18 protein-coding genes and 1 tRNA gene are annotated in these 21,624 nt (G+C 50.2%); 14 read left to right on the top strand and 5 right to left on the bottom strand.

The genetic code is table 11. The features are described 5' to 3' along the window. The first annotated feature begins 153 nt into the window (after positions 1–153). Positions 154–1,410 carry a CobW family GTP-binding protein gene (locus ABCW45_RS03040; RefSeq protein WP_343220243.1) on the top strand — a complete coding sequence of 419 codons (1,257 nt, stop codon included), beginning with the start codon at positions 154–156 and terminating at the stop codon, positions 1,408–1,410. A 114-nt stretch (positions 1,411–1,524) separates the two neighbouring features. Continuing rightward, complete coding sequence (locus tag ABCW45_RS03035; RefSeq protein ID WP_343220242.1) at positions 1,525–2,472, top strand: TIGR03943 family putative permease subunit; 948 nt, start codon at positions 1,525–1,527, stop codon at positions 2,470–2,472. Positions 2,473–2,711: 239 nt separating this feature from the next. Here the strand turns inward: ABCW45_RS03035 and ABCW45_RS03030 are convergent, their stop codons facing one another. Beyond that, entirely contained in the window at positions 2,712–4,223 is a 1,512-nt protein-coding gene (locus tag ABCW45_RS03030) for a polysaccharide deacetylase family protein (RefSeq protein WP_343220241.1), read from the bottom strand. Positions 4,224–4,630: 407 nt separating this feature from the next. Here ABCW45_RS03030 and ABCW45_RS03025 point away from each other — a divergent pair, with 407 nt between their 5' ends. Beyond that, positions 4,631–5,776 (top strand): D-alanyl-D-alanine carboxypeptidase family protein, encoded by a 1,146-nt coding sequence (locus ABCW45_RS03025; protein ID WP_343220363.1) that lies wholly within the window; start codon positions 4,631–4,633, stop codon positions 5,774–5,776. 199 nt (positions 5,777–5,975) lie between these two features. Here the strand turns inward: ABCW45_RS03025 and ABCW45_RS03020 are convergent, their stop codons facing one another. Continuing rightward, positions 5,976–6,974, bottom strand: a complete 999-nt coding sequence (locus tag ABCW45_RS03020) for an ABC transporter substrate-binding protein (RefSeq protein WP_015553501.1) — start codon at positions 6,972–6,974, stop codon at positions 5,976–5,978. 277 nt (positions 6,975–7,251) lie between these two features. Between ABCW45_RS03020 and ABCW45_RS03015 the strand changes: the two genes are divergently transcribed. Then, a complete protein-coding gene (locus ABCW45_RS03015; RefSeq protein ID WP_015553500.1) occupies positions 7,252–8,562 on the top strand; it encodes an O-acetylhomoserine aminocarboxypropyltransferase/cysteine synthase family protein in 1,311 nt (436 codons plus the stop codon). Between the two features lie 298 nt (positions 8,563–8,860). Here ABCW45_RS03015 and ABCW45_RS03010 read toward each other — a convergent pair whose 3' ends face one another. Next, positions 8,861–9,340, bottom strand: coding sequence for an RrF2 family transcriptional regulator (locus tag ABCW45_RS03010; protein WP_343220240.1), 480 nt, complete (start codon positions 9,338–9,340; stop codon positions 8,861–8,863). Between the two features lie 318 nt (positions 9,341–9,658). Between ABCW45_RS03010 and ABCW45_RS03005 the strand changes: the two genes are divergently transcribed. Together ABCW45_RS03005 and ABCW45_RS03000 are read left to right on the top strand one after the other, a co-directional pair. Then, a complete protein-coding gene (locus tag ABCW45_RS03005; RefSeq protein WP_343220239.1) occupies positions 9,659–10,183 on the top strand; it encodes an adenine phosphoribosyltransferase in 525 nt (174 codons plus the stop codon). Positions 10,184–10,412: 229 nt separating this feature from the next. Further along, positions 10,413–10,643, top strand: a complete 231-nt coding sequence (locus tag ABCW45_RS03000; protein WP_015553497.1) for a hypothetical protein — start codon at positions 10,413–10,415, stop codon at positions 10,641–10,643. Here ABCW45_RS03000 and ABCW45_RS02995 read toward each other — a convergent pair whose 3' ends face one another. Then, positions 10,644–12,227 (bottom strand): oligosaccharide flippase family protein, encoded by a 1,584-nt coding sequence (locus tag ABCW45_RS02995; RefSeq protein WP_343220238.1) that lies wholly within the window; start codon positions 12,225–12,227, stop codon positions 10,644–10,646. Between the two features lie 313 nt (positions 12,228–12,540). Between ABCW45_RS02995 and nifS the strand changes: the two genes are divergently transcribed. The 6 genes from nifS to ABCW45_RS02965 all read left to right on the top strand — a co-directional run bounded on the left by nifS (position 12,541) and on the right by ABCW45_RS02965 (position 17,874). Then, a complete protein-coding gene (gene nifS / locus ABCW45_RS02990; RefSeq protein ID WP_015553495.1) occupies positions 12,541–13,725 on the top strand; it encodes a cysteine desulfurase NifS in 1,185 nt (394 codons plus the stop codon). Positions 13,726–13,736: 11 nt separating this feature from the next. After that, positions 13,737–14,177 (top strand): Fe-S cluster assembly scaffold protein NifU, encoded by a 441-nt coding sequence (gene nifU, locus ABCW45_RS02985; RefSeq protein ID WP_015553494.1) that lies wholly within the window; start codon positions 13,737–13,739, stop codon positions 14,175–14,177. Continuing rightward, entirely contained in the window at positions 14,177–15,253 is a 1,077-nt protein-coding gene (mnmA, locus tag ABCW45_RS02980; RefSeq protein ID WP_343220237.1) for a tRNA 2-thiouridine(34) synthase MnmA, read from the top strand. Before nifU ends, mnmA begins: the two co-directional genes overlap by 1 nt. Next, positions 15,250–16,323, top strand: a complete 1,074-nt coding sequence (locus ABCW45_RS02975) for an N-acetylmuramoyl-L-alanine amidase family protein (protein ID WP_343220236.1) — start codon at positions 15,250–15,252, stop codon at positions 16,321–16,323. Before mnmA ends, ABCW45_RS02975 begins: the two co-directional genes overlap by 4 nt. 151 nt (positions 16,324–16,474) lie before the next feature. Beyond that, positions 16,475–16,564 (top strand) — tRNA-Ser (locus tag ABCW45_RS02970). Positions 16,565–16,863: 299 nt separating this feature from the next. After that, entirely contained in the window at positions 16,864–17,874 is a 1,011-nt protein-coding gene (locus ABCW45_RS02965) for a GH25 family lysozyme (protein WP_343220235.1), read from the top strand. Between the two features lie 363 nt (positions 17,875–18,237). Here the strand turns inward: ABCW45_RS02965 and ABCW45_RS02960 are convergent, their stop codons facing one another. Beyond that, on the bottom strand, positions 18,238–18,804 hold the full coding sequence (locus tag ABCW45_RS02960) for a prolyl-tRNA synthetase associated domain-containing protein (protein ID WP_117504463.1): 567 nt from the start codon (positions 18,802–18,804) through the stop codon (positions 18,238–18,240). A 300-nt stretch (positions 18,805–19,104) separates the two neighbouring features. On the opposite strand from ABCW45_RS02960, the gene rlmD reads away from it, so the two are divergent. Next, entirely contained in the window at positions 19,105–20,664 is a 1,560-nt protein-coding gene (gene rlmD / locus ABCW45_RS02955) for a 23S rRNA (uracil(1939)-C(5))-methyltransferase RlmD (RefSeq protein WP_343220234.1), read from the top strand. Positions 20,665–20,969: 305 nt separating this feature from the next. Beyond that, entirely contained in the window at positions 20,970–21,530 is a 561-nt protein-coding gene (locus ABCW45_RS02950; RefSeq protein WP_343220233.1) for a hypothetical protein, read from the top strand. The last annotated feature ends 94 nt before the right edge of the window (positions 21,531–21,624 follow it).

The raw sequence follows: 21,624 nt of genomic DNA, 5'->3' as shown, positions 1-21,624 counted from the left end.
GTACTTGACTTTGTTAGAAAATGTGTTAAAGTTAGTAATTGGTAATGAAAAATGAAAGTGCGGCAGTGGATCTGGTCTGTATACAGTATAAAATTAAGGCGGACAGATAAAAATACAGGAATGCCGCGCGGATGGCAAGAAAGAGGTGTCATTATGACAAAAATTGATATTATCTCCGGTTTCCTCGGAGCCGGAAAAACAACATTTATAAAGAAGCTTCTGAAAGAAGCAATTGCGGGCGAGAAAGTAGTCCTGATCGAGAATGAATTTGGTGAGATCGGTATCGACGGCGGCTTCTTAAAGGATTCCGGCATCGAGATCCGTGAGATGAACTCCGGATGCATCTGCTGTTCCTTAGTCGGTGATTTCGGACGTTCCTTAAATGAAGTCCTTACAAAGTATACACCGGACCGTGTAATTATCGAGCCGTCAGGTGTCGGCAAGCTTTCCGACGTCATGAAGGCAGTCTGCGACGTTGCGGGCGAGATCGACGTTGTATTAAACGGTTCCGTGACAGTCGTTGACGCTCAGAAGTGTAAGATGTACATGAAGAACTTTGGTGAGTTCTTCAATAACCAGATCGAGAGCGCAGGAACGATCGTGTTAAGCCGTACCGATGTCGCTGACGCAGACAAGGTCGCTCAGTGTGTAGAGATGATCCGCGAGAAGAACCCGAAGGCAGCTATCGTTACAACTCCGATCGACAAGCTCACAGGCGAGCAGCTTCTTGAGATCATCGAGAAGCCGACAGATGATATGGCTGAGAAGCTCCTTGAGGAGGTAAAAGAGGGCCATCACCATCATCATGACGATGACGACGAGGAGTGCTGCTGTGGCCACCACCATCACCACCACGATGACGATGATGACGACGAAGATGAGCATGAGCACCATCATCACCACCATGACGATGACGAAGAGTGTGAGTGCGGCCACCACCATCACCACCACGATGACGATGATGACGACGAAGATGAGCATGAGCACCATCATCACCACCATGGCGATGACGAAGAGTGCGGATGCGGCCATCACCATCACCACGATGATGACGATGATGAGCACGAGCATCACCATCATCATGACGGCGAGTGTGGATGCGGCCACCACCATCACCACCACGATCATGACGCCGACGAGGTATTCACAAGCTGGGGTCTTGAGACAAACCGTACCATCACAAAGGAGAAACTCGAGTCCCTGTTACAGGAACTCGCACATTCCGAGAAGTACGGCCAGGTTCTCCGCGCAAAGGGAATGCTGCCGGATGCGGACGGAACATGGTACTACTTCGATCTTGTACCGGAAGAGACCGAGATCCGCACAGGCGCTCCGATCTACACAGGAAAAGTGTGCGTGATCGGTTCCAACCTGAAGGAAGGCGAGTTAAAGGCTGCGTTTGAGGCTTAATGAACGTATTCTGCCAGGGTCAGGCTGCCAGATCTGCAGAACCTGTTCAGTGGCAGTTCCTGTCTGCGCAAGACGTGGGCAGGAACCATTTTATATAATTAGGAGAATAAGACAGTGAAACAGCAGGAAAAAATGCCGGTATTTGTCATCAACGGCTTTCTGGAAGCGGGAAAGACCCAGTTCATCACAAATACTTTACAGCAGGACTATTTCCAGGCCGACGGTACGACCGTTCTGATCCTCTGCGAGGAAGGCGATACGGAGTACGATAAGGAAATCTTAAAGAAAACAAGAACAAAGATCGTTACCGTGGAAGATATCTCCGAGATGGACGAGGATTTCTACGGACGGATCGAGGCATTATATGACCCGGCCCGCGTGCTCATCGAGTGGAACGGAATGTGGCCGCAGGATCAGCTGCAGCTCCCGGATACCTGGGAACTCTTCCAGCAGATCACGATCATCGACGGCTCCACCTTCGAGCTCTATTTAAGCAACATGAAGCCGCTCTTAGCGCTCCTTGTAAAGCGCTCCGAGCTTGTGATCATGAACCGCTGCGATGAAGTCAGCGATGAGAACATCACCCGCTACCGCCGCGGCTTAAAGGCTTTAAACCCGCAGGCAGAGCTGATCTTCGAGGACGCGGAAGGCGAGATCGAGCAGGAGGTTCTGGAAGAGGATCTTCCGTACGACATGAAAGCAGATGTGATCAAGATCGATCCGAAGGATTACGGCATCTGGTACATCGACGCCATGGATAAGCAGGACCGCTACGAGGGAAAAGTTGTGGAGTTCACCGGTATGGTATTAAAATCCCCGGAATTCCCGAAGAACTATTTCGTTCCGGGCCGAATGGCGATGACATGCTGCGAGGCAGATATGACATTTTTAGGATTTATCTGCAAGGCGCGTGAGGCGAGAAACCTTGAGACAAAGCAGTGGGTCAAGGTCCGCGCGAAGATCGCATACGAGTTCTGGCCGGACTACGACGGTGTCGGTCCGGTGCTCTACGCCGAGAGCGTGGAACCGGCGCAGGAGATCAAGGATATTGTGCAGTTCTAAATGAAGATTTCAGCTGAAAAACAGAAAATGCAGAATAATACCGGGTACGCTGGATGGAAAAACTGTCCAGCGTATTTTGATTTTCTCGAATTCCGAAGAAGCTGCCGTTGGCAGGCTCTGCGGGTTCCCATGTATTCAGAAGGGACTTCCAGTGAAAGCTTTAGCGGATATAAACAAAAGAAACGGACTTCGTGAGCCATATGAGATATGACTTTTGAAGTCCGTTTTTAATTCCAGGTCTAATTCATCGGTGCCACCGGAACCGGCCGTTCGCGGTCGAAGACCTGGGTCACATCGAAGAGGTCGCTTAAGTGGTCTTTATCCGGATTCGTCTCCGGCAGGTCGTAGTACATGCGGTAGCCGTCCAGGTTCCGGCGTCCCTGGCGGAGATAGTCAGATCCAAACTGTACCCAGTACTGGCTGGAGTCTACATTGCAGAAGTAGCGGAAGCCCAGCTCATGGAGATATGCGTATTTTTCATTTTCCATTGTGTACGGATGCCAGTCGCCAACATCTGATCCGAATGGGTAGAGCAGGATATCCGTCTTTCCGATCAGGGATTCCACCCTGGAGGCCCACTTATCGGAGTCTGTCTTCACATCCTCAAAGGAGCGTTTCCCGAAATTGATATGTCCCCAGCTGTGGGAGGCGAGCTCCCAGCCGTTGTCCCTGAGACACTGTGCCACCTGGCGGACCATCTCTTTATCGGCCTCATAATTTGGGTTGGAGCTCTCATAGGACGGATCCGTCCGGTATCCCAGAACGCCCTGATATCCGGTAAACGCCAGGACCGCCCGGGCACCCCGGTAGGAAAAATCGGGGTGTTCCGTGATAAAGTCCTCAAGGAGCGGCACGAGATCATAAGAGCCCACCGACACGGAGCCGTCATCCATCACCATCTCGCAGGTCGGCTTTCCGTTCTCACCCACGATCATCCGGCTTGCGAAACCATCACCGTCCATATACTCGTAATAGCAGAGGTCATCCTGGGACATGACGAAAGGAATCTTTCCAGGCGGCAGCATAATATCTCCCGCCACCATCTTCGTATTGCCGTTTTCGTCCGTCACCTCGTGGGCAATATCGTGGAGCTTTACGAGAACATATCCTTTCTCGTACATGGAATCCAGGATCTTTAAAAATTCGCTCTTCGTGGTCATCACCTGGTTGTAGCCCTTGGAATCCGCGTCCCCGTCGAAGGCTTTGGAGTTATCCATGATCAGGGAGTGGAAGAACACATGGGTGATCTTGTTTACATCCGCCCGGACGAGTGTGGATTTTGTCTCCTCGCAGGCGGCGAGAAGCTCCTTCACATCGGAATTCTCCGCGTAATCCGGGTTGGAGTTTAAGATCTCGATGGCAGCATCGTAGTCGTAGGTGACGAATTTTGCGTGAGCGCTGTTTAAAATCCCATCCAGGGCAGTATCGCCTGTATTGTAGGCGGCAGCCGGTGCGGCAGCTTCCTGTGACTCCGGAGAAGCGTCTTCTCCGGATCCGCTCTCCGCAAGTGAAACAGTCGTTTTATCATCTCCAGACGGATCGGATTCCGCCGAAGATTCAGAAGTGTTGTTTTTCAACTGTGTGGATAAGCGGCCTCCTTTTTTAAAGAGGAGCAGTCCGCCGATTCCCAGGAGAAGAACTCCGAGAACGATCAGCAGTATCGTAATATGAACTGTCCGCCGCCGTTTCCGCAGCTTTTCGCGGCTTGAAATATATGCGCGGCGCCTTTCAAAATCATTATTGTATTCCAAAATATCACCTCGTAATTTAATTCGTAACCGCCGTCCTTTGCCAGACAGAACAACGGATAAAATTCTGTATTTATTACTTCTATCATAGCACAACCCCATGTCCGACGCTACGAGAAATAGAAAAATTAAGCATTTTGTAAGCAGTGACATAAAGGGGGATGTCCGGGCCATATTTTATAAGGAGAAAACTGGCTGAGAACATGAAAAGCGTGCCGCAGGGCGGAATAAAATGGCGTCCGGGCGAAGAAATTTTATGGAACAGCAGGCAGGTCAGGAGTAGAAATATGAGAGTGGGAAAAAGAAGCATTTGTGGGATCATGGCCGGAATCCTGTTCATGATGGAACCGGTGAGCGGATACGGGATGATGAGGGAAGGGACATGGAAAAAGGATATAAGAAATCAGATCATGGAAATACAGCAGATGCAGCCGGAGCTGACACCGTACACCGGCCCGGAGATCACGGCCCCATCCGCGATCCTCATGGAGGCATCCACAGGAACCGTGATCTGCGAGAAAAACGCGGATGAGCCGAGAAATCCCGCCAGTGTCACAAAGATCATGACGCTGATCCTGATCTTCGACGCCCTGCAGTCAGGGAAGATCCGTCTGACAGACGAGGTGGTGACAAGCGCCCACGCGAAATCCATGGGCGGATCCCAGGTGTTCCTGGAGGAGGGCGAGATCCAGACCGTGGAAACTCTGATTAAGTGCATCGTCATCGCCTCCGGCAACGACGCGTCGGTGGCAATGGCTGAGTTTATCGGAGGCGATGAGGGGACTTTTGTGAAGATGATGAATGAGCGGGCGAAAGGCCTGGGGATGGAGCACACGAAGTTCATTGACTGCTGTGGACTCACGGATTCCCCGGAACATGTGACTACGGCGAGGGACATCGCGCTGATGTCCAGGGAACTTATCACAAAATACCCGCAGATCACAAACTATACGACGATCTGGATGGAGAATATCACCCATGTGACGAAGCAGGGGACAAAGGAGTTCGGTCTCTCCAACACAAATAAGCTCTTAAAGATGGCGACGAATTTCGAGGTGACGGGGCTGAAAACAGGTTCCACCAGTATCGCAAAATACTGTCTCTCCGCCACAGCAAAAAAGGATGGCGTGGAGCTTATCGCCGCGATTATGGCGGCACCGGACTTCAAGGCGAGATTTAAGGACGCGGTGACGCTTTTAAATTATGGGTTTGGAAACTGCAGGCTCTATAAAGATGAGACGCCGCCGGAGCTTCCGAAACTCTCCGTGACAGGCGGAAAAGAGCCGGAGGTGGAACTTTCCTACGGCGTAACCTTTACATATCTGGGACTCCACGGCGAGGACTTTTCCGGTGTGGAGCGGGAACTGATGCTGGAAGAGAGCGCAAAGGCCCCGGTAAAGGCGGGAGACCAGCTTGGAACGCTGCGCTACCGGTTCAATGGGGAGGAGATCGGAAACATCCCTGTCATTGCGGCCCGGGATGTGGATCCCGCGGGATTTTCTGACTATGTGAAGTGGATGATGGGATGGTGGAGAATGAGAGGAGAGGAAGTATAAAAATATCGGAGAGATCTGAATTTAAATGATTAGTAACCTCAGTATTTTCATAGTTACAAGCAAAAACCATTCGAGATCGGCTGCGCCGATGGGATTTTTGCCTTCCAGCTTATGTTTTCTTACGGTCAGCGCGGCAAGTGCGCAGACCTGCTGAACAGTTACAATGATTAAAAAAATTCAGATCTCTCCGATTAGAAGGTTATTTCTCTGCGGCTGCCTTCGCAAACTTCGTATTCACAAGATCCTCATAAGGAACCCGCGTGTCAAGCTCACCGGCTTCCTCCAGAATGTTCTCGAGAAGCTCAAAGCTTTCCTTCTCAAAGACCGTATTTTCTTTCCAGGTATCCTGCTCTTTGTAGCGGTCCACGATGATCGCGATCTTTTCGGTGTCGGTCTCCTTAAACTGCGGGCTTATCGTCTCGGCGATCTCCTCAGCGGAGTGGGTGTTCACATAGTCGAGGCCTTTCTGAATCGCATTTGTGAATTTCCGGATGATCTCCGGGTGCTTTTCGAGATAGCTCTTCTTGGCACTGTAGGCGGTGTAGGGTACATAGCCGGAGTCTTTTCCGAGGGACGCGACTACATAGCCGTTTCCTTCCTGTTCCAGGGCTGTCGCGAAGGGTTCGAACTCGACGGTGTAGTCGGAATCATTGCTGGTGAAGGCCGCGGCGGTGAGACCGAAGCTGATGCTCTGGTCGATGGAGAGATCCTTTGTGGGATCGATGCCGTTCTTCTTTAAGATATACTCAAAGACCATCTGGGGCATGCCACCGGCACGGCCGCCTAAAACTTTCTTCCCAATGAGGTTTTCCCACTTGAAATCAGCTTCCGGTGTCCGTCCAACGAGGAAGTTCCCAGCCCGCTGGGTGAGCTGGGCGAAGTTTACGGCGTAGTCATCATCGCCCTGGATATAAGTATAGATACTCGCCTCAGATCCCATGAACCCGATGTCCGCATCCCCGGATACCAGGGCTGTCATGACCTTGTCAGCCCCTGCACCGTTTACCAGTGTCAGATCGATTCCCTCCTCCTCAAAATACCCCAGCTCGATGGCGGCATATTGGGGGGCGTAGAAGATGGAGTGGGCAACCTCATTTAAAGTCACGGGGGTTAAAGATGATTCCGTGTTCTTCTTACATCCGGCAAGCAGAGCCGCTGCCGTAAACACAAGAAGAACCGGTGCCAGAAATTTTCTCATAATACCAAAAGACCTCTCTTTGCGATCGTTCTATATGTTCAGTGTATGAGAAATGCCGGAAAGGGTGCAAAAGATCATGATTCCTGCGGTGCCTTGACGCAGCATAAAGCAATAGGAAAAACCTATAGCAAACCTTGAGTACATCCAATTAGACAGATTTTCCAACATATGGTACTATTACCTTGCAACCAGATAGGATGGTTGGTAAATGAAAATAAGAAATTTTTCGGGAATGAAATGCGATGTCCCGATCCGGAATAAGAGGAGGAAAATCACTATGGCAAAGAAAACAAGAGCGGAGAGAAACTTCAAATTTGAGACATTACAGCTTCATGTAGGACAGGAGCAGCCGGATCCGGTGACAGACGCGAGAGCGGTTCCGATCTACCAGACCTCTTCCTATGTATTCAGAAACTGCGAGCATGCGGCAGCACGTTTCGGACTCACAGACGCAGGAAATATCTACGGCAGGCTGACAAACCCGACCGAGGATGTATTTGAGAAGAGGATCGCAGCATTGGAGGGCGGCGTTGCGGCACTGGCAGTTGCCTCCGGCGCGGCAGCAGCAACCTATGTATTCCAGAACCTTGCGCATGCAGGTGATCACATCGTCGCAGCAAAGAACATCTACGGCGGAACATATAACCTTTTAGCGCACACACTTCCGGAGTACGGCGTGACAGCAACCTTCGTTGATCCGTTCAACTACGAGGAAGTAGAGAATGCGATCCAGGAGAATACAAAAGCGATCCATGTTGAGACACTCGGAAATCCGAACTCCGATGTCGTTGATATCGAGAAGCTGGCTTCCATCGCCCACGCACATAAGATCCCGCTGGTTGTCGACAACACATTCGCAACTCCGTACCTTGTAAGACCGATCGAGTACGGCGCTGATATCGTATTCCACTCCGCGACAAAATTCATCGGCGGCCACGGAACCACCATCGGCGGTGTGATCATTGACAGTGGCAACTTCGACTGGGAAGCAAGCGGAAAGTTCCCGTCCTTAGTTGAGCCGAATCCGAGCTACCATGGCGTAAGCTTCGTAAAGGCAGCAGGAAGAGCTGCATTCGTCACAAAGATCCGCGCGATCTTACTTCGCGACACAGGCGCAACGATATCCCCATTCCACGCATTCATTTTCTTACAGGGACTTGAGACACTGTCTCTCCGCGTAGAGCGCCATGTACAGAACGCATTAAAGGTTGTTGAGTACTTAAACAACCATCCGCTCGTAGAGAAGGTAAACCATCCGTCTGTATCTGATGATCCGGAACAGCAGAGACTCTACAAGAAATACTTCCCGAACGGCGGCGGCTCCATCTTTACCTTCGAGATCAAAGGCGGCGCAGAGGCAGCGAAGAAGTTTATCGATAACCTCGAGCTCTTCTCTTTACTTGCGAACGTTGCAGACGTAAAGTCCCTCGTGATCCATCCGGCATCTACGACCCACTCCCAGTTAAACGACGAGGAGTTGGCGGATCAGGGCATCAAACAGAATACGATCCGTCTCTCCATCGGTACAGAGAACATCGACGACATCATCGAGGATCTGGACGAGGCGTTTAAGACATTACAGGAATAATCCCCCAACAGTTCAGCCGTGCGTCAAGCTGTGCTGGAAAAAATCCCCCTCAATTAACGAACGAATACAGGACAGCGGTCACTGCGTAGCAATATGTGTGACCGCTGTTCTGTTGTTGGACGGAAGTGGAATATATGTGGATGCCATGCTACCGTCCCCAATATATAAATCTGTAACGGTCTGTGCCGTTGAACAGGCACAGAAAAAACTTCGTAAGAAACTGCCTTAAGACAATTTTTTGCGAAGCTTTTTTTCAACATATAAAATACAATATAAAAAAGTCACAAAGCCGCAGATTTTATGACTGACACGGACCCTTCACACGATTTAAGATCTCCTCAGCTGCCAGTCTGTGCTTTTCCTCGAGCTCATGCTTCTGGTCGAGGATCGTCTGGATTGTGATTCCGTCGAGATAATCCATGATGACGCGGTTTAAGCCTTCCCAGACCGGGAGCGTGTCGCAGGCGGAGCAACGTTCGCAGGGGTTTGGAGTGTGCTCGAGGCAGGAGACCGGGGCGAGGCTGCCTTCAGTGGTCTGTAAGATCGCACCGACGGTGCATTCCGACGGGGATTTTGCGAGTTTGTATCCGCCCTGGTAGCCGCGGGTGGTGGAGAGCATTCCGGTCTTGTTTAAGAGTGGAACGATCTGCTCTAAATATTTTTTCGAGAGACCCTGGCGGGCGGCGATGTCCTTTAAGGAGATAAAGCCATCGTCGGCATGTTCAGCCAGGTCGATGACCATGCGCAGTGCATAACGACCCTTTGTAGATATTTTCATGATTATTTCACCAATTTCAACAGTGATCTGACAAGATGTGAGATGTTCAGATCATTGGACTTCCTAAAAAATGTTATAACTGTGCCGATAAGGAACAATTTTGCGATATTATTCTGCAGAAATGCGCTCAGAGGACATCTGCAGATGAAACAAACAAAGATTCCGCTCATCATGCGGAATCTGGAACTGCTCTGATTATACTACAAAAAAGGTAGGCATTCAACCGACGTTTTGCTTTTTCTCAAGGTTGCCAGAAAAAAACACATGTGATAAAATAGAAGTAATCGTGGATCGAATCAGAAAGGAACCATAAATATTATGAAAAAGCTGGAAGATTATGTAGTAAGCATCCCGGATTTTCCGGAGCCGGGGATTATTTTCCGTGATATCACTTCAATTTTACAGGATCCGGATGGATTAAAGCTGGCGATCGATTCTCTCCTTGAGATGGTAAAAGACGTAGATTTCGATGTGGTCGTTGGAGCGGAGTCCAGAGGATTTATTTTTGGAACACCGGTTGCTTACGCGATGGGAAAAGCCTTTGTTCCGGCGAGAAAACCGGGAAAGCTTCCGAGAGAGACCGTTTCTATGGAGTACGCCTTGGAGTACGGCACCGGAACCATCGAGCTCCACAAAGATTCCATCAAACCGGGCCAGAAGGTCGTGATCATCGATGACCTGATCGCCACAGGCGGAACCGTGGAAGCGATCGCAAAGCTTGTGGAAGAGCTTGGCGGAGAGGTCGTTAAGATCTGTTTTGTGATGGAGCTTGCGGGATTAAAGGGAAGAGATAAACTGCAGAAATATGATGTGGATTCTGCGATCATTTACGAGGGGAAATAAGCTCGTCAGACAGGTTTGAGAGAACATGGCAGCAATGCCGGGAAAGTAAAAAGGTAATGCCGCCAGGGAGCGCTAAAAAGCGGTCTGGCGGCATTTTTACGTCACTGGGCATCCGGAAGAAACTGCCTGTGGCGATGATACAAGGCGGAAAGTGAGAACCAGAAGGTACCGACGAAATGTTTCACGGCTTCTGGAATGCCTGTTACCGTAAATAGAAAAGAGGATAAAAATGAGAGAGATCGTATTTAAAATGGAACGTCCGGGCCTTGTGGAGGTCGGACAGGAGGTGGACGTCAGCGAGTCCATCACGCCGGTCAATGTGAACTACATGATCGAGCCGGCAGTGGCGATGTCGGGATTGTTCCGGTTTACGGAGAGACTGAAGAGCAAAAAGGGCATCGTGAAGGATATTATCCAGAATGACCGCGGGTATTATGTGACGGTGGAATTCGACGAGTGATCATGTAGAGGCCGGACTCTGTTTTCTGTGAAAAAACAGCAGAAACAGGAGATACATGGTGGATAAAAGAAGTATCTGCACTGCAGTCCGGAAAAAATCCGGGAGTCCTGCCGGAAGCGGAAGCGTTTCCGGAAAGAGCCGGAAGAGCCACAGGGCGCAAAGCAGGCAGAAAACAGGCTTTCCGATCAATATCCATGCGTTCCAGTCACAGGGGACGATCCTTCGGAGCGCCAGAATATGGAGCAGGGCTAAAAGCATCTCACTCGCCAGCATCCCCCAGAGGCAGGCGCGGATCCCAAACTCCGGGATCCCGAACCACACGAAGGCGATGCGGATGAGAAGTGAGACCAGGTGATGGAAAAACGTGAGTTTCGTTTTTCCGAGCCCATTTAAAATGCTGCCGGATGAGGTGGCGAGATAGAGAAACGGGCAGAGCCAGGCGAGGATCTGAATGAAGGATCCGGCGTCCTGGCTTTTAAATATCTGTAAGCCCAGCGCATCTCCGAAGACTGTGAAGACCCCGATGCAAAAAATTCCGAGATAAAGGCTGTATCGGAAGGACATGGAGATCCCGGCGGCAATTCCGGAGTCGTTTCCGGCGGACTGGTGCCTCGCAGTGGCGGGCAGCAGGACCACAGCCAGGGAGTTTACCAGGGCCGATGGAAAGAGGACAAAAGGCATCGCCATGCCTGTGAGAGTTCCATATGTACTGACGGCCTGGGAACGGGTGAGTCCGTAGACGGTCAGGCGCTCCGGGATCATGATCGTCTCCGCGCTTTGCAAAAGGTTCAGGATGAGACGGTTTGCCATGAGTGGGGCAGCTAGGGCCAGGAGGGCGGCCATGGGAGAGAACAGATTGCCTGAGAAATCTGAAATTCGTTCGGAATTCCTGAAAAGCGGATTTTTTATGGAACTTTGGCCAATCCTGCAGGATCTGCCTGTATTTTCGTGAAACTCATGAAATAAAAGAAAAAATATCAGCACAAACAACGCCGATCCGGCTTCCCCGGCAACCAGCCCGAATACGGCAAGTGACACTGTGACCGGAATCCGTTTCTCGATGCAGACAGACACCAGCAGAAATACCGTAAAGATCCGGATCATCTGTTCAAAAAGCTGGGCGGCAGCGGGGACGGAGACTTTTTCTTTTCCGTAATAGTACCCGCAGATGCAGGCATGGACGGAGGTACACGGAATCGCGAAGGCCATGACGGAGAGCAGCGGGGCACACCGCGGTTCCATGAGGACATGTTCCGCAAGAGGGCCCGAGAAGTGCCGGATCACAAAGGCGGCGGCCAGAGACATGGCGAAGGATAAAGAAAAGCCAGAGAGCAGCGTCCGCTTCGCATGGTCCGGGTCCGCTGCGGTAAAGCGGGAGATGGCGGTCTGGATCGACCCGGCGCAGAGGGAGAAAAAGATTCCGTAGACTGGGAAGATCATCTGGTAGATTCCGAGTCCCTCCGCACCGATAGTCCGGGAGAGAAAGATCCGGTAGAAAAAGCCGAGGACCCGGGAAAGAAGTCCGGCGGCGGTGAGGAGAATGGTTCCAGTGATCAGTGGGTGAGTTTTATGGGATAAAGGCATGGGCAGCTCCGTTGAGGCAGAAGGATTCTGTTATATATATGTGAAAATAAGAGATGGATATGACGGCTGAAACCGCTGAAAATACGGGGATTTCCTAAATACTTAGCGAGTTACTGTGTATTTCTGAAAAAACATAAGATTACCGGTTGAAATTCCCAACAGGTTTCGTATATAATGTAGGATATCTGTGGCCTGTCCGCGCCTTTTTGGGAGCTGACTTTCGGGTCATGGCATAAAATAAATGGTAACAGTTCAGCCTTGCGGCGGTATAACAGCAAGACTGGATGATCAAGCTTTACAGAAAGGCGGAACAATGAAGAAAGTAATCTATCTCGACAATGCGGCTACGACAAAGGTACGTCCGGAAGTCGTGGAAGCCATGCTGCCGTTTTATACAGAATATTACGGAAACCCTTCCGCGGTATATGAGTTTTCCACCCCGTGCAAGGAAGCCCTCGCAAAAGCAAGAGAGACTGTAGCAAACGCTCTCGGCGCAAAGGACAATGAGATCTACTTCACAAATGGCGGTTCCGAGTCCGACAACTGGGCTCTGATCGCGACTGCGGAGGCTTACGCGTCCAAAGGAAAACACATCATCACAACAAAGATCGAGCACCACGCGATCCTTCACACCTGTGAGTATCTCGAGAAGCGCGGCTATGAGATCACCTACCTCCCGGTAGACGAGTACGGCTCCGTTTCCATCGACGAGTTGAAGAAAGCGATCCGCCCGGATACGATCCTGATCTCTGTGATGTTCGCCAACAACGAGATCGGAACGATCCAGCCGATCAGGGAGATCGGTGAGATCGCCCATGAGAACGGGATCATCTTCCACACAGACGCGGTTCAGGCATTCTGCCATGAGCCGATCAATGTGGATGAGTACCATATCGACATGTTAAGCGCCAGTGGCCATAAATTCCACGGACCGAAGGGAGTCGGCTTCCTCTACATCAGAAAAGGCTTAAAGCTCCGCTCCTTCATCCATGGCGGTGCCCAGGAAAGAAAACGCCGTGCCGGAACTGAGAATGTGCCGGGAATCGTCGGTCTCGGGAAGGCAGTCGAGATCGCGATGGCAGAGCTTGAGAATAATAAGAAGAAAGAGACAGAACTCCGTGATTACCTGATCGGACGTGTCATGGACGAGATTCCGTACACACGCTTAAACGGTCACCGCACGAACCGTCTCTCCAACAACGCAAACTTCGCGTTCCAGTTCATCGAGGGTGAGTCCTTACTCATCATGCTGGACATGGACGGAATCTGCGGATCCAGCGGCTCCGCATGCACATCCGGTTCCCTGGACCCGTCCCATGTGCTCTTAGCCATCGGACTTCCGCACGAGATCGCGCACGGATCCTTACGTCTTACCTTAAGCGAGGAGACAACGAAGGAAGAGATCGACCATACTGTAGACTGCCTTAAGAAGATCGTGGAGAAGCTTCGCGCAATGTCCCCGCTCTATGAGGATTTCATTAAGAAGAACAGAAAGTAAGAGGAAAAATAATGTATTCAGAGAAAGTAATGGACCATTTCCAGCACCCGAGAAACATGGGAGAAATTGAGGACGCCAGCGGCGTAGGTACTGTCGGAAACGCAAAATGCGGCGATATCATGAGAATCTATCTCGATATCGATGACGAGAGCCACATCATCCGTGACTGCAAGTTTAAAACCTTCGGCTGCGGCGCTGCAGTTGCTACAAGCAGCATGGCGACAGAGATGGTAATGGGAAAGACGATCGAGGAAGCGATGGAAGTAACCAATAAGGCAGTTATGGAAGCACTTGACGGACTTCCGCCGGTAAAGGTTCACTGCTCCCTGCTTGCAGAGGAAGCGATCCATGCAGCACTCTGGGATTATGCAGAAAAGCACCATATCGAGATCAAAGGCTTACAGAAGCCAGTGTCCGATATCAGTGAGCATGAAGAGGACGAGGAATATTAATGAAGAAAAAAGTCGTGGTAGGAATGTCCGGAGGCGTGGACTCATCGGTTGCTGCCTGTCTTTTAAAGGAGCAGGGATACGACGTGATCGGGGTCACCATGCAGATCTGGCAGGAAGAGGATTCCTGTACTATTGAGGAAAACGGCGGATGCTGCGGACTCAGTGCGGTGGAGGACGCGAGACGTGTCGCGTGGACACTTGGAATTCCCTACTATGTTATGAACTTCCGGAAAGAATTCCAGAAGAATGTCATTGATTATTTTGTTGCGGAGTATCTGCACGGACGGACACCGAATCCGTGCATTGCCTGCAACCGCTATGTAAAATGGGAGGCACTTTTGGAGCGCAGCCTGGAGATCGGCGCCGATTATATTGCGACCGGTCACTATGCCCGGATCAGCCAGCTGCCGAACGGACGTTACACGATCCGCAATTCCGTGACAGCGGCAAAGGACCAGACTTACGCGCTCTACAACCTGACCCAGTTCCAGCTTTCCAAGACTTTAATGCCCATCGGTGATTACACGAAGGACGAGGTGAGAAAGATCGCCGAGGACCGTGGACTCGCCGTGGCAAAGAAGAAGGACAGTATGGAGATCTGCTTTGTGCCGGATAACGATTATGCCGGATTTATCGAGCGCGAGGCGTCCGGTGTTCCGGGATGCGGAAACTTTGTGGATAAAAATGGCGTGATCCTCGGAAAACATAAGGGAATCACCCACTACACTGTCGGTCAGAGAAAAGGCCTGAACCTTGCGATGGGACATCCGGTGTTTGTCACAGGGATCCGTCCGGAGACCAACGAGGTCGTCATCGGTGAGGGAAATGATGTATTTTCCGATCATCTGATCTGCAGGGATGTGAACTGGATGGCGATCGACGGTCTTCATGGAGAGGAGAAAGAGGTTCTCGCGAAGATCCGCTACAGCCACAAGGGATCCCCTTGTATCATCAGGGAACTCCCGGATGGAACGGTGGAGTGCCAGTTTAAGGAACCGCAGCGTGCGATCACGCCGGGACAGGCAGTTGTATTTTATGAAGATGAATGCGTAGTCGGAGGAGGAACGATCCTATGAGCAGGATGAAAAAGGGAAACGGACTCCTCCGATTCCTTGTCTTTGCAGCCCTTTTTGCTCTGGTGCTTACCGGATGCAATGGGGTGAGGAAATATGAGGCAGTGGATCTGAGCAGTGAGACGGCGGCGGGGGCTGAAATGTCCGGGAATGGTGCAGACCTGGCGGCAGAAAGCACGGATACAGGAGCTTCCGGATCCGGGGATGCGGACGTGCAGGCGCTCGGAGAAGCTGCCGGGGAACCGCTAAGCGCAGATCCAGAGGGTGGTGATGTGGCTTCTGAGAGTTCAGAACTGGCGGAAGAGGCTTCAGAATCAGAAGAACTGTCCTCTGGGATGTCCGAGGCGGAGAGCGTCGAGGCCGCGAGAGAGGCGGCTGCGGCGGCTTACACGGCGGCTGCAAGCGATGATGCTGAGATTGCGCCGGAGATTCCGTTTAACGGTCACACCGTTGCCATCGACGCGGGACATCAGGCGAAGGCGAACACCTCAAAAGAGCCTATCGGCCCATCCTCCACGACCATGAAGGCAAAGATGCCGGAAGGCGCGGTGGGAACATCCAGCGGAGTCCCGGAGTACGAGGTGACGCTGACAGTGGCGAAAAAGCTGGAAAAAGAGCTTATAAACCGCGGCTATCATGTCGTCATGATCCGCACGAGCCATGATGTGAATATGAGCAGCGCGGAGCGGTCTGTGGCGGCAAACAAGAGCGGAGCGGATATCCTGATCCGTCTTCATGCCGGTACTATGGATAACTCCAGCGTCTACGGCGCCCTGTCCACCTGCATGACGTCCCAGAATCCTTATAACGCCAGTCTTCACGACAAGAGCTATAATCTTTCCAAGAAGATCGTTGACACCGTCTGCGGCACCACAGGCACGAAAAACCGCGGCGTCCAGGAGACGGACAGCTCCTCCGATATCAACTGGTGCGAGATTCCGGTCTGTGTGTTTGAAATGGGATTTTTAAGCAATCCGGATGAGGATACCTGGCTGCAGGATGACGGTTACCAGGGGAAAATCGCGAGCGGGATCGCAGGGGCGGTGGACGCTTATTTTGCGGAGGGGAATTAGTGGATTGATGCCTGCTATCTTCTGTTTTCATGTGCATGAAAACCGACGCAAGAGCAAACTGGTGAAAATTATTTTGTGATTTCTCTATACAAATCTCAAAAAATATGTATAATAATATGTAGTCTGCCTTTTTTAAAGAGGCAGACATCCTGGAGACGTAGCGAAGCGGCCGTAACGCGGCGCACTCGAAATGCGTTTATCGGTTCATCCCGGTACGAGGGTTCGAATCCCTCCGTCTCCGCTCCGGAACCCTTGGTTTTCAAGGGTTCTTTTGTTTTTGCGGCACAGGGAAGGCTGTCAGGAAACTGGCGACTTTTATCCTGGACGAAATTTTGCCACAAAGTCTTAGAGGTGTGACAACGAAAATGTAAGAAGTTCTTAATAAAAAAAGAGGGAAATTGTAGTATACTTGTGAAGACTTAAAGAAAACTGTTTGTAACCGTTCAGCATCCTCATAGTCACAACGGTTTCTTGTGCAGCTTTGAAGATGGAAAATATTTAAGGAATAAAACACGGACAGAGAAGAAAGGCGGAATCAGAATGTTTCAGAAAAAATTTCGATATATGGCAGCAGTCCTTGCGGTGCTAATGATCACACAGGGCAGTTTTACCGCGTTTGCGGATGAGATCGGACCGGGTTATGATGAGCAGAATAAGGCATCCACGGATACCAGTGTAACGGATCCTGCAAATGCATGGAAAAAGGTAAATGGTGTTTATGTGGACAATAATGGAAAAACAATAGAGGGAGCGCTTCGCCGCGGCATCAGTGTTGCAAAATGGCAGGGAGATATCGACTGGGCGAAGGTTGCGGCAGATGATATATCATTCGCTTTTATTAAGATGATGTCTTACGGATATGAGGGTGGTTACACCATGGATCCGAATTATGAGAAAAATATGAAGGGTGCTTTGGACAACGGAGTTCAGGCAGCTCCGTATGTTTATCTTCAGACGAAAACTGTGGAGGAAGCGAAGGCGGCTGCGAAATATGCAGTAGAAAAAGTATCCGGATACAATGTAAAGTATCCGATCGCTGTGGATGTAGAGTCAAAATATATCCTGGAGCTTTCGGTTCAGGAGCTCACAGATGTGGTAAACGCATTCTGTGATACGATCGCTGCGGCAGGCTACACACCGATCGTATACAGCGACTACAGCAAATTTACGACCGAGATGGACACAAAGCAGATCCACTATGATATCTGGCTTGCGAGATACGGCGCGGACGGTACATATGAGGGTCGCACGATCTGGCAGTGTACGGATAAGGGGCATGTAAACGGAATCAACGGAAATGTATGCCTGGAATTCGCTTACAAGGATTATGCTCCGGTCACTAAGGGAACCGCGGTGGATACCGGTGAGTGGAAGAATGAGAGCGGCAAAGGGTACTTCTACCGTGATGGCGGAAGAATGAGCGGCTGGATCAATCCGGATGGATACTGGTATTATCTGGATCCGTCTGAGTTAGGTGCTATGGTGACAGGCACGACGATGACGATCGATGGTGTCAGCTATACGTTTGATGCAAATGGCATCATGCAGTAAAACCGGAGCTTCCGGGGAGCAGGCGGCAGATCAGCACATTTTGGATGCTGACGGCCAGGAAAATGGTATGCTTTCTGCGAAAATGCGCAGTGAGCGGATAAAGGTTTCAGGATAGAATAAAGGATAAAAAAGAAGAACGGGGACGCGGTCTCTTGATGAGATCTGCGTTCCTGTTCTTCTTTTTGTAGATATACATTTAAAGTAACTGTTCAGTAGGTCTGCGCACTTGCTGCGCTGACCGCAAGAAAACATAGGCTGGAAGGCAAAAATCCCATCAGCGAAGCTGATCTGGAATGGATTCTACAGGTGACTTTAGCGTGTGGGAAAACTGGTACTTACGATGATTGGTGGAAAACGCTGTTTTTATTCCTCCCATGGAAGATCCACGATCGTCGGCTCGTGATGAACAGCCGGAAGAAATTTCTCCATGATATCGGACGTTTTGAGCTTCATGCTTGTGGTGTTGATACACGGATGGCAGCCGAAATACTCGTCCTTTAAGACGTCAGAATCGATCAGAAGCTTTACATGGTTCTCAGGGTCATTCATGAGTCCCATGATGCTGACAGATCCGGGAGTCAGACCAAGAAATTCCTTCATATGGTCATCATCCGCAAAGGAAAGTCTCGCGGAACCGATCTGTTTGGAGAGAACCTTCGTTTTGAATTTCTTATGTCCAGGCATCAGGAGAAGGTAGAATTTCGTCTTCTGGGCGTTGCAGAGGAAGAGGTTCTTGCAGATATGGATCCCAAGGACTTCGTCGGCACCGTTGCATGCGTCGATAGTGAATGCGGCCTCATGGTCAAAGCGCATGTAGGGAATATTTAAGGAGTCCAGGAGATCGTAGGTGCGGATTTCGGTCTCGATTCGTCCAGTGACGTCCTTCGGGCGTCCGGATTCGGCAACAGGGGTATTGGATTCATTATTCATGATTTGTTTTTCGGCAGTGTCTGGAGTGTCCAGATGCTGCGTCCTTTCTTGAAAATGTGAGGAACAGTTACAACTGGTTTTACTGATGTTTTGTATTCTAAGCCGGCAAAATCTGCATGTTTCATGCAGTATTTTCAGCTCAGAAAATGTCTAACTGTGTATAACGGCCGGAATTGTCCCAGGTAAAAAGTTTCAGTGGAATATTCCGGGAAAAAACGCTATACTTTATGTGTTATTATAATCATCCGCATTCCGGGAATCAAGCGGAATGTTTCAGATATGAATGGAGAAATATTTATTATGGAATACAGGGAAAAGAAGTTTAAAGGTGCCGGGGAGAATGGAAAGAAGAGCTGGAAGAAAGAGAACGCTGGCAGAAACGGGAATAATGGAAGAAATGTGAACGGGAAGACCGAAAGAAATAGCGGAAGAAAAGAAACGCAGAATTTCGTCAGCGGTACAGAGAAAAGAAACGGAAGAAACTACGGAAATCCGGATAAAAGTGTAGAAAAAAAGCTGGGATATATTGATGAAAAATTAGAAAAAAAGTATGGCGGAGCATGGAATCCTACAGGGGAGAAAAACGTGAACGCTGGTGACAAAAAGAAGGCGGCATCCGCAGCCAAACGCCAGGATGACCGCAAAACAGCACATGTTCGAGGAAAAAATGCATCTGTCCAGGCAGAAGCAAAAACAGAGCGGAAAAAATCCCTCTGTCCACATTTCAAGACCTGCGGCGGCTGTCAGTATCTGGATATGCCATATGAGAAGCAGTTAGAGCACAAAAAGAAAGAAGTCTCCGAGCTTCTCCGCCCGTTCTGCAGGGTCGAGGAGATCATCGGCATGGACGACCCGTTCCATTACCGGAACAAGGTCCATGCAGTCATGGCCCGCGACAGGAAAGGTCATATCATCTCCGGTGTATATAAAGAGGGAACCCACACGGTTCTCCCGGTGGAGACATGCCTGATCGAGAACAAAAAGGCGGACGAGATCATCGGAACGATCCGTGAACTTCTTCCCTCCTTCAAAATGAAGGTATTCGATGAGGATACCGGATACGGCTTCCTGCGCCATGTCCTGGTGCGCACCGCCCATGCCACAGGGGAGATCATGGTAGTCCTGATCACCGCATCCCCGGTGTTCCCGTCGAAGAACAACTTCGTGAAGGCGCTCCGCAAGATTCACCCGGAGATCACGACCGTGGTGCAGAACGTAAATGGCCGCGACACCAGCATGGTCCTCGGGGAAAAGGAACATGTGCTTTACGGACCTGGATTTATTGTCGATGTCCTCTGTGGCAAGAAATTCCGGATCTCCTCAAAATCCTTCTACCAGATCAACCCGGTTCAGACGGAGAAGCTCTACAACCTGGCGATCGAGGCAGCAGGACTCACCGGAAAAGAGACCGTTGTTGACGCCTACTGCGGAATCGGAACCATCGGAATCGTCGCAGCGTCTGCCGCGAAGGAAGTCATTGGCGTCGAGTTAAACAAGGATGCCGTCCGGGATGCCGTAACAAACGCGAAGGCAAACGGCGAGAAAAACATCCGCTTCTACAACAACGATGCCGGAAAATTCATGGTCCAGATGGCCTCCCAGAACGCTCATGCCGATGTGGTATTTATGGATCCGCCGAGAAGCGGAAGCACAGAAGAATTCATGGATGCTGTAGCGATCTTGAATCCGGACCGCGTGGTCTATGTGTCCTGCAATCCAGAGACGCTGGCGAGAGATCTGGCGTATTTTAAGAAGAAAGGGTATAGGGCGGAGAAGGCATGGGCTGTGGACCAGTTCCCGGCCACCAGCCATGTGGAGACAGTGATTCTGATGACGTATTGTGGTAGTGACAAGAAATAACACCTATCAACCACAAGATGTTGTGGTTTTCTGAGAAAAAATCAGCAAAAAATGGGGCGAAAAACGAGCGTTTTTGCCCCTTATTTTTTGCCTGTTTCACAGATGACATCGGGTTTTGGACAGATGAAAACAGAAAATTCAGAGGATTGGCAGATGAAAAAAGCGCCGGTCCTCTTTTTTATATATGCCCGTTTTTACAAGCAAAACAGAAGAATGACCGGTGATATTCGTTTTCTGCGCAGCGAATGAAACCGGTCTTTTTTGTGTTCATATTCAAAGAATCGTACAGGAAGAAAGGAGTCAATATGAAAAAAATCACAACCGAAGAACTTAAGAATATGAGTCATCAAGAGGGACTGATCCTTCAGGGGTGTGGCGGTGACCTTCAGGAATGGATAGATGGAATCAATGGAATTCTTCGGGAACAGGGAATTCTTTTAGATGGAAAGCCGCTGGATGATGTTGCAGTCTTTCAGTATGAAGGGCTTACCAATCTGCTCTTTGCCTTTGGGAAACACAAACTGGATATCGGTAAACTTGCCATTTGGAGAATCCAAACCCGTGAGCAGTTTGGAGGAACCTGGCTCTCCGATTATGTGGAAAACAAACTGGGCGGTTTTTCAAAGAGGCAGCAGGCAAAACCGGATTGTCCGCTCATTGGTGAAGATGGAAATATTTTTAATCTGATGGGAATCGCATCCCGAACTCTGAAAGAGAATGGAATGTATGAGCAGGCGGAAAAAATGCGGCAGAGAATCACAGGCGGAGAATGTCACAGCTATGAGGAAGCGTTGATGGTTATTGCCGATTATGTGAATATCACATCCTCAGAGCCGGAAGAAGGCATGAAAATGGAGTTTTCTTAAAACAGCAAACAACAGGATCGGTCAGTAGGAAACTCAGGATGACCGGTCTTTTTTATTGCGCATTTTTGGTAAGAAGAAAGGATGGCAGAGAATT

This window comes from Pilosibacter fragilis, assembly GCF_032490495.1.
GTDB lineage: Bacteria > Bacillota > Clostridia > Lachnospirales > Lachnospiraceae > Pilosibacter > Pilosibacter fragilis.
The sequence above is the reverse complement of the archived record's forward strand: the minus strand, read 5'-3'. Positions and strand labels throughout refer to the sequence as shown.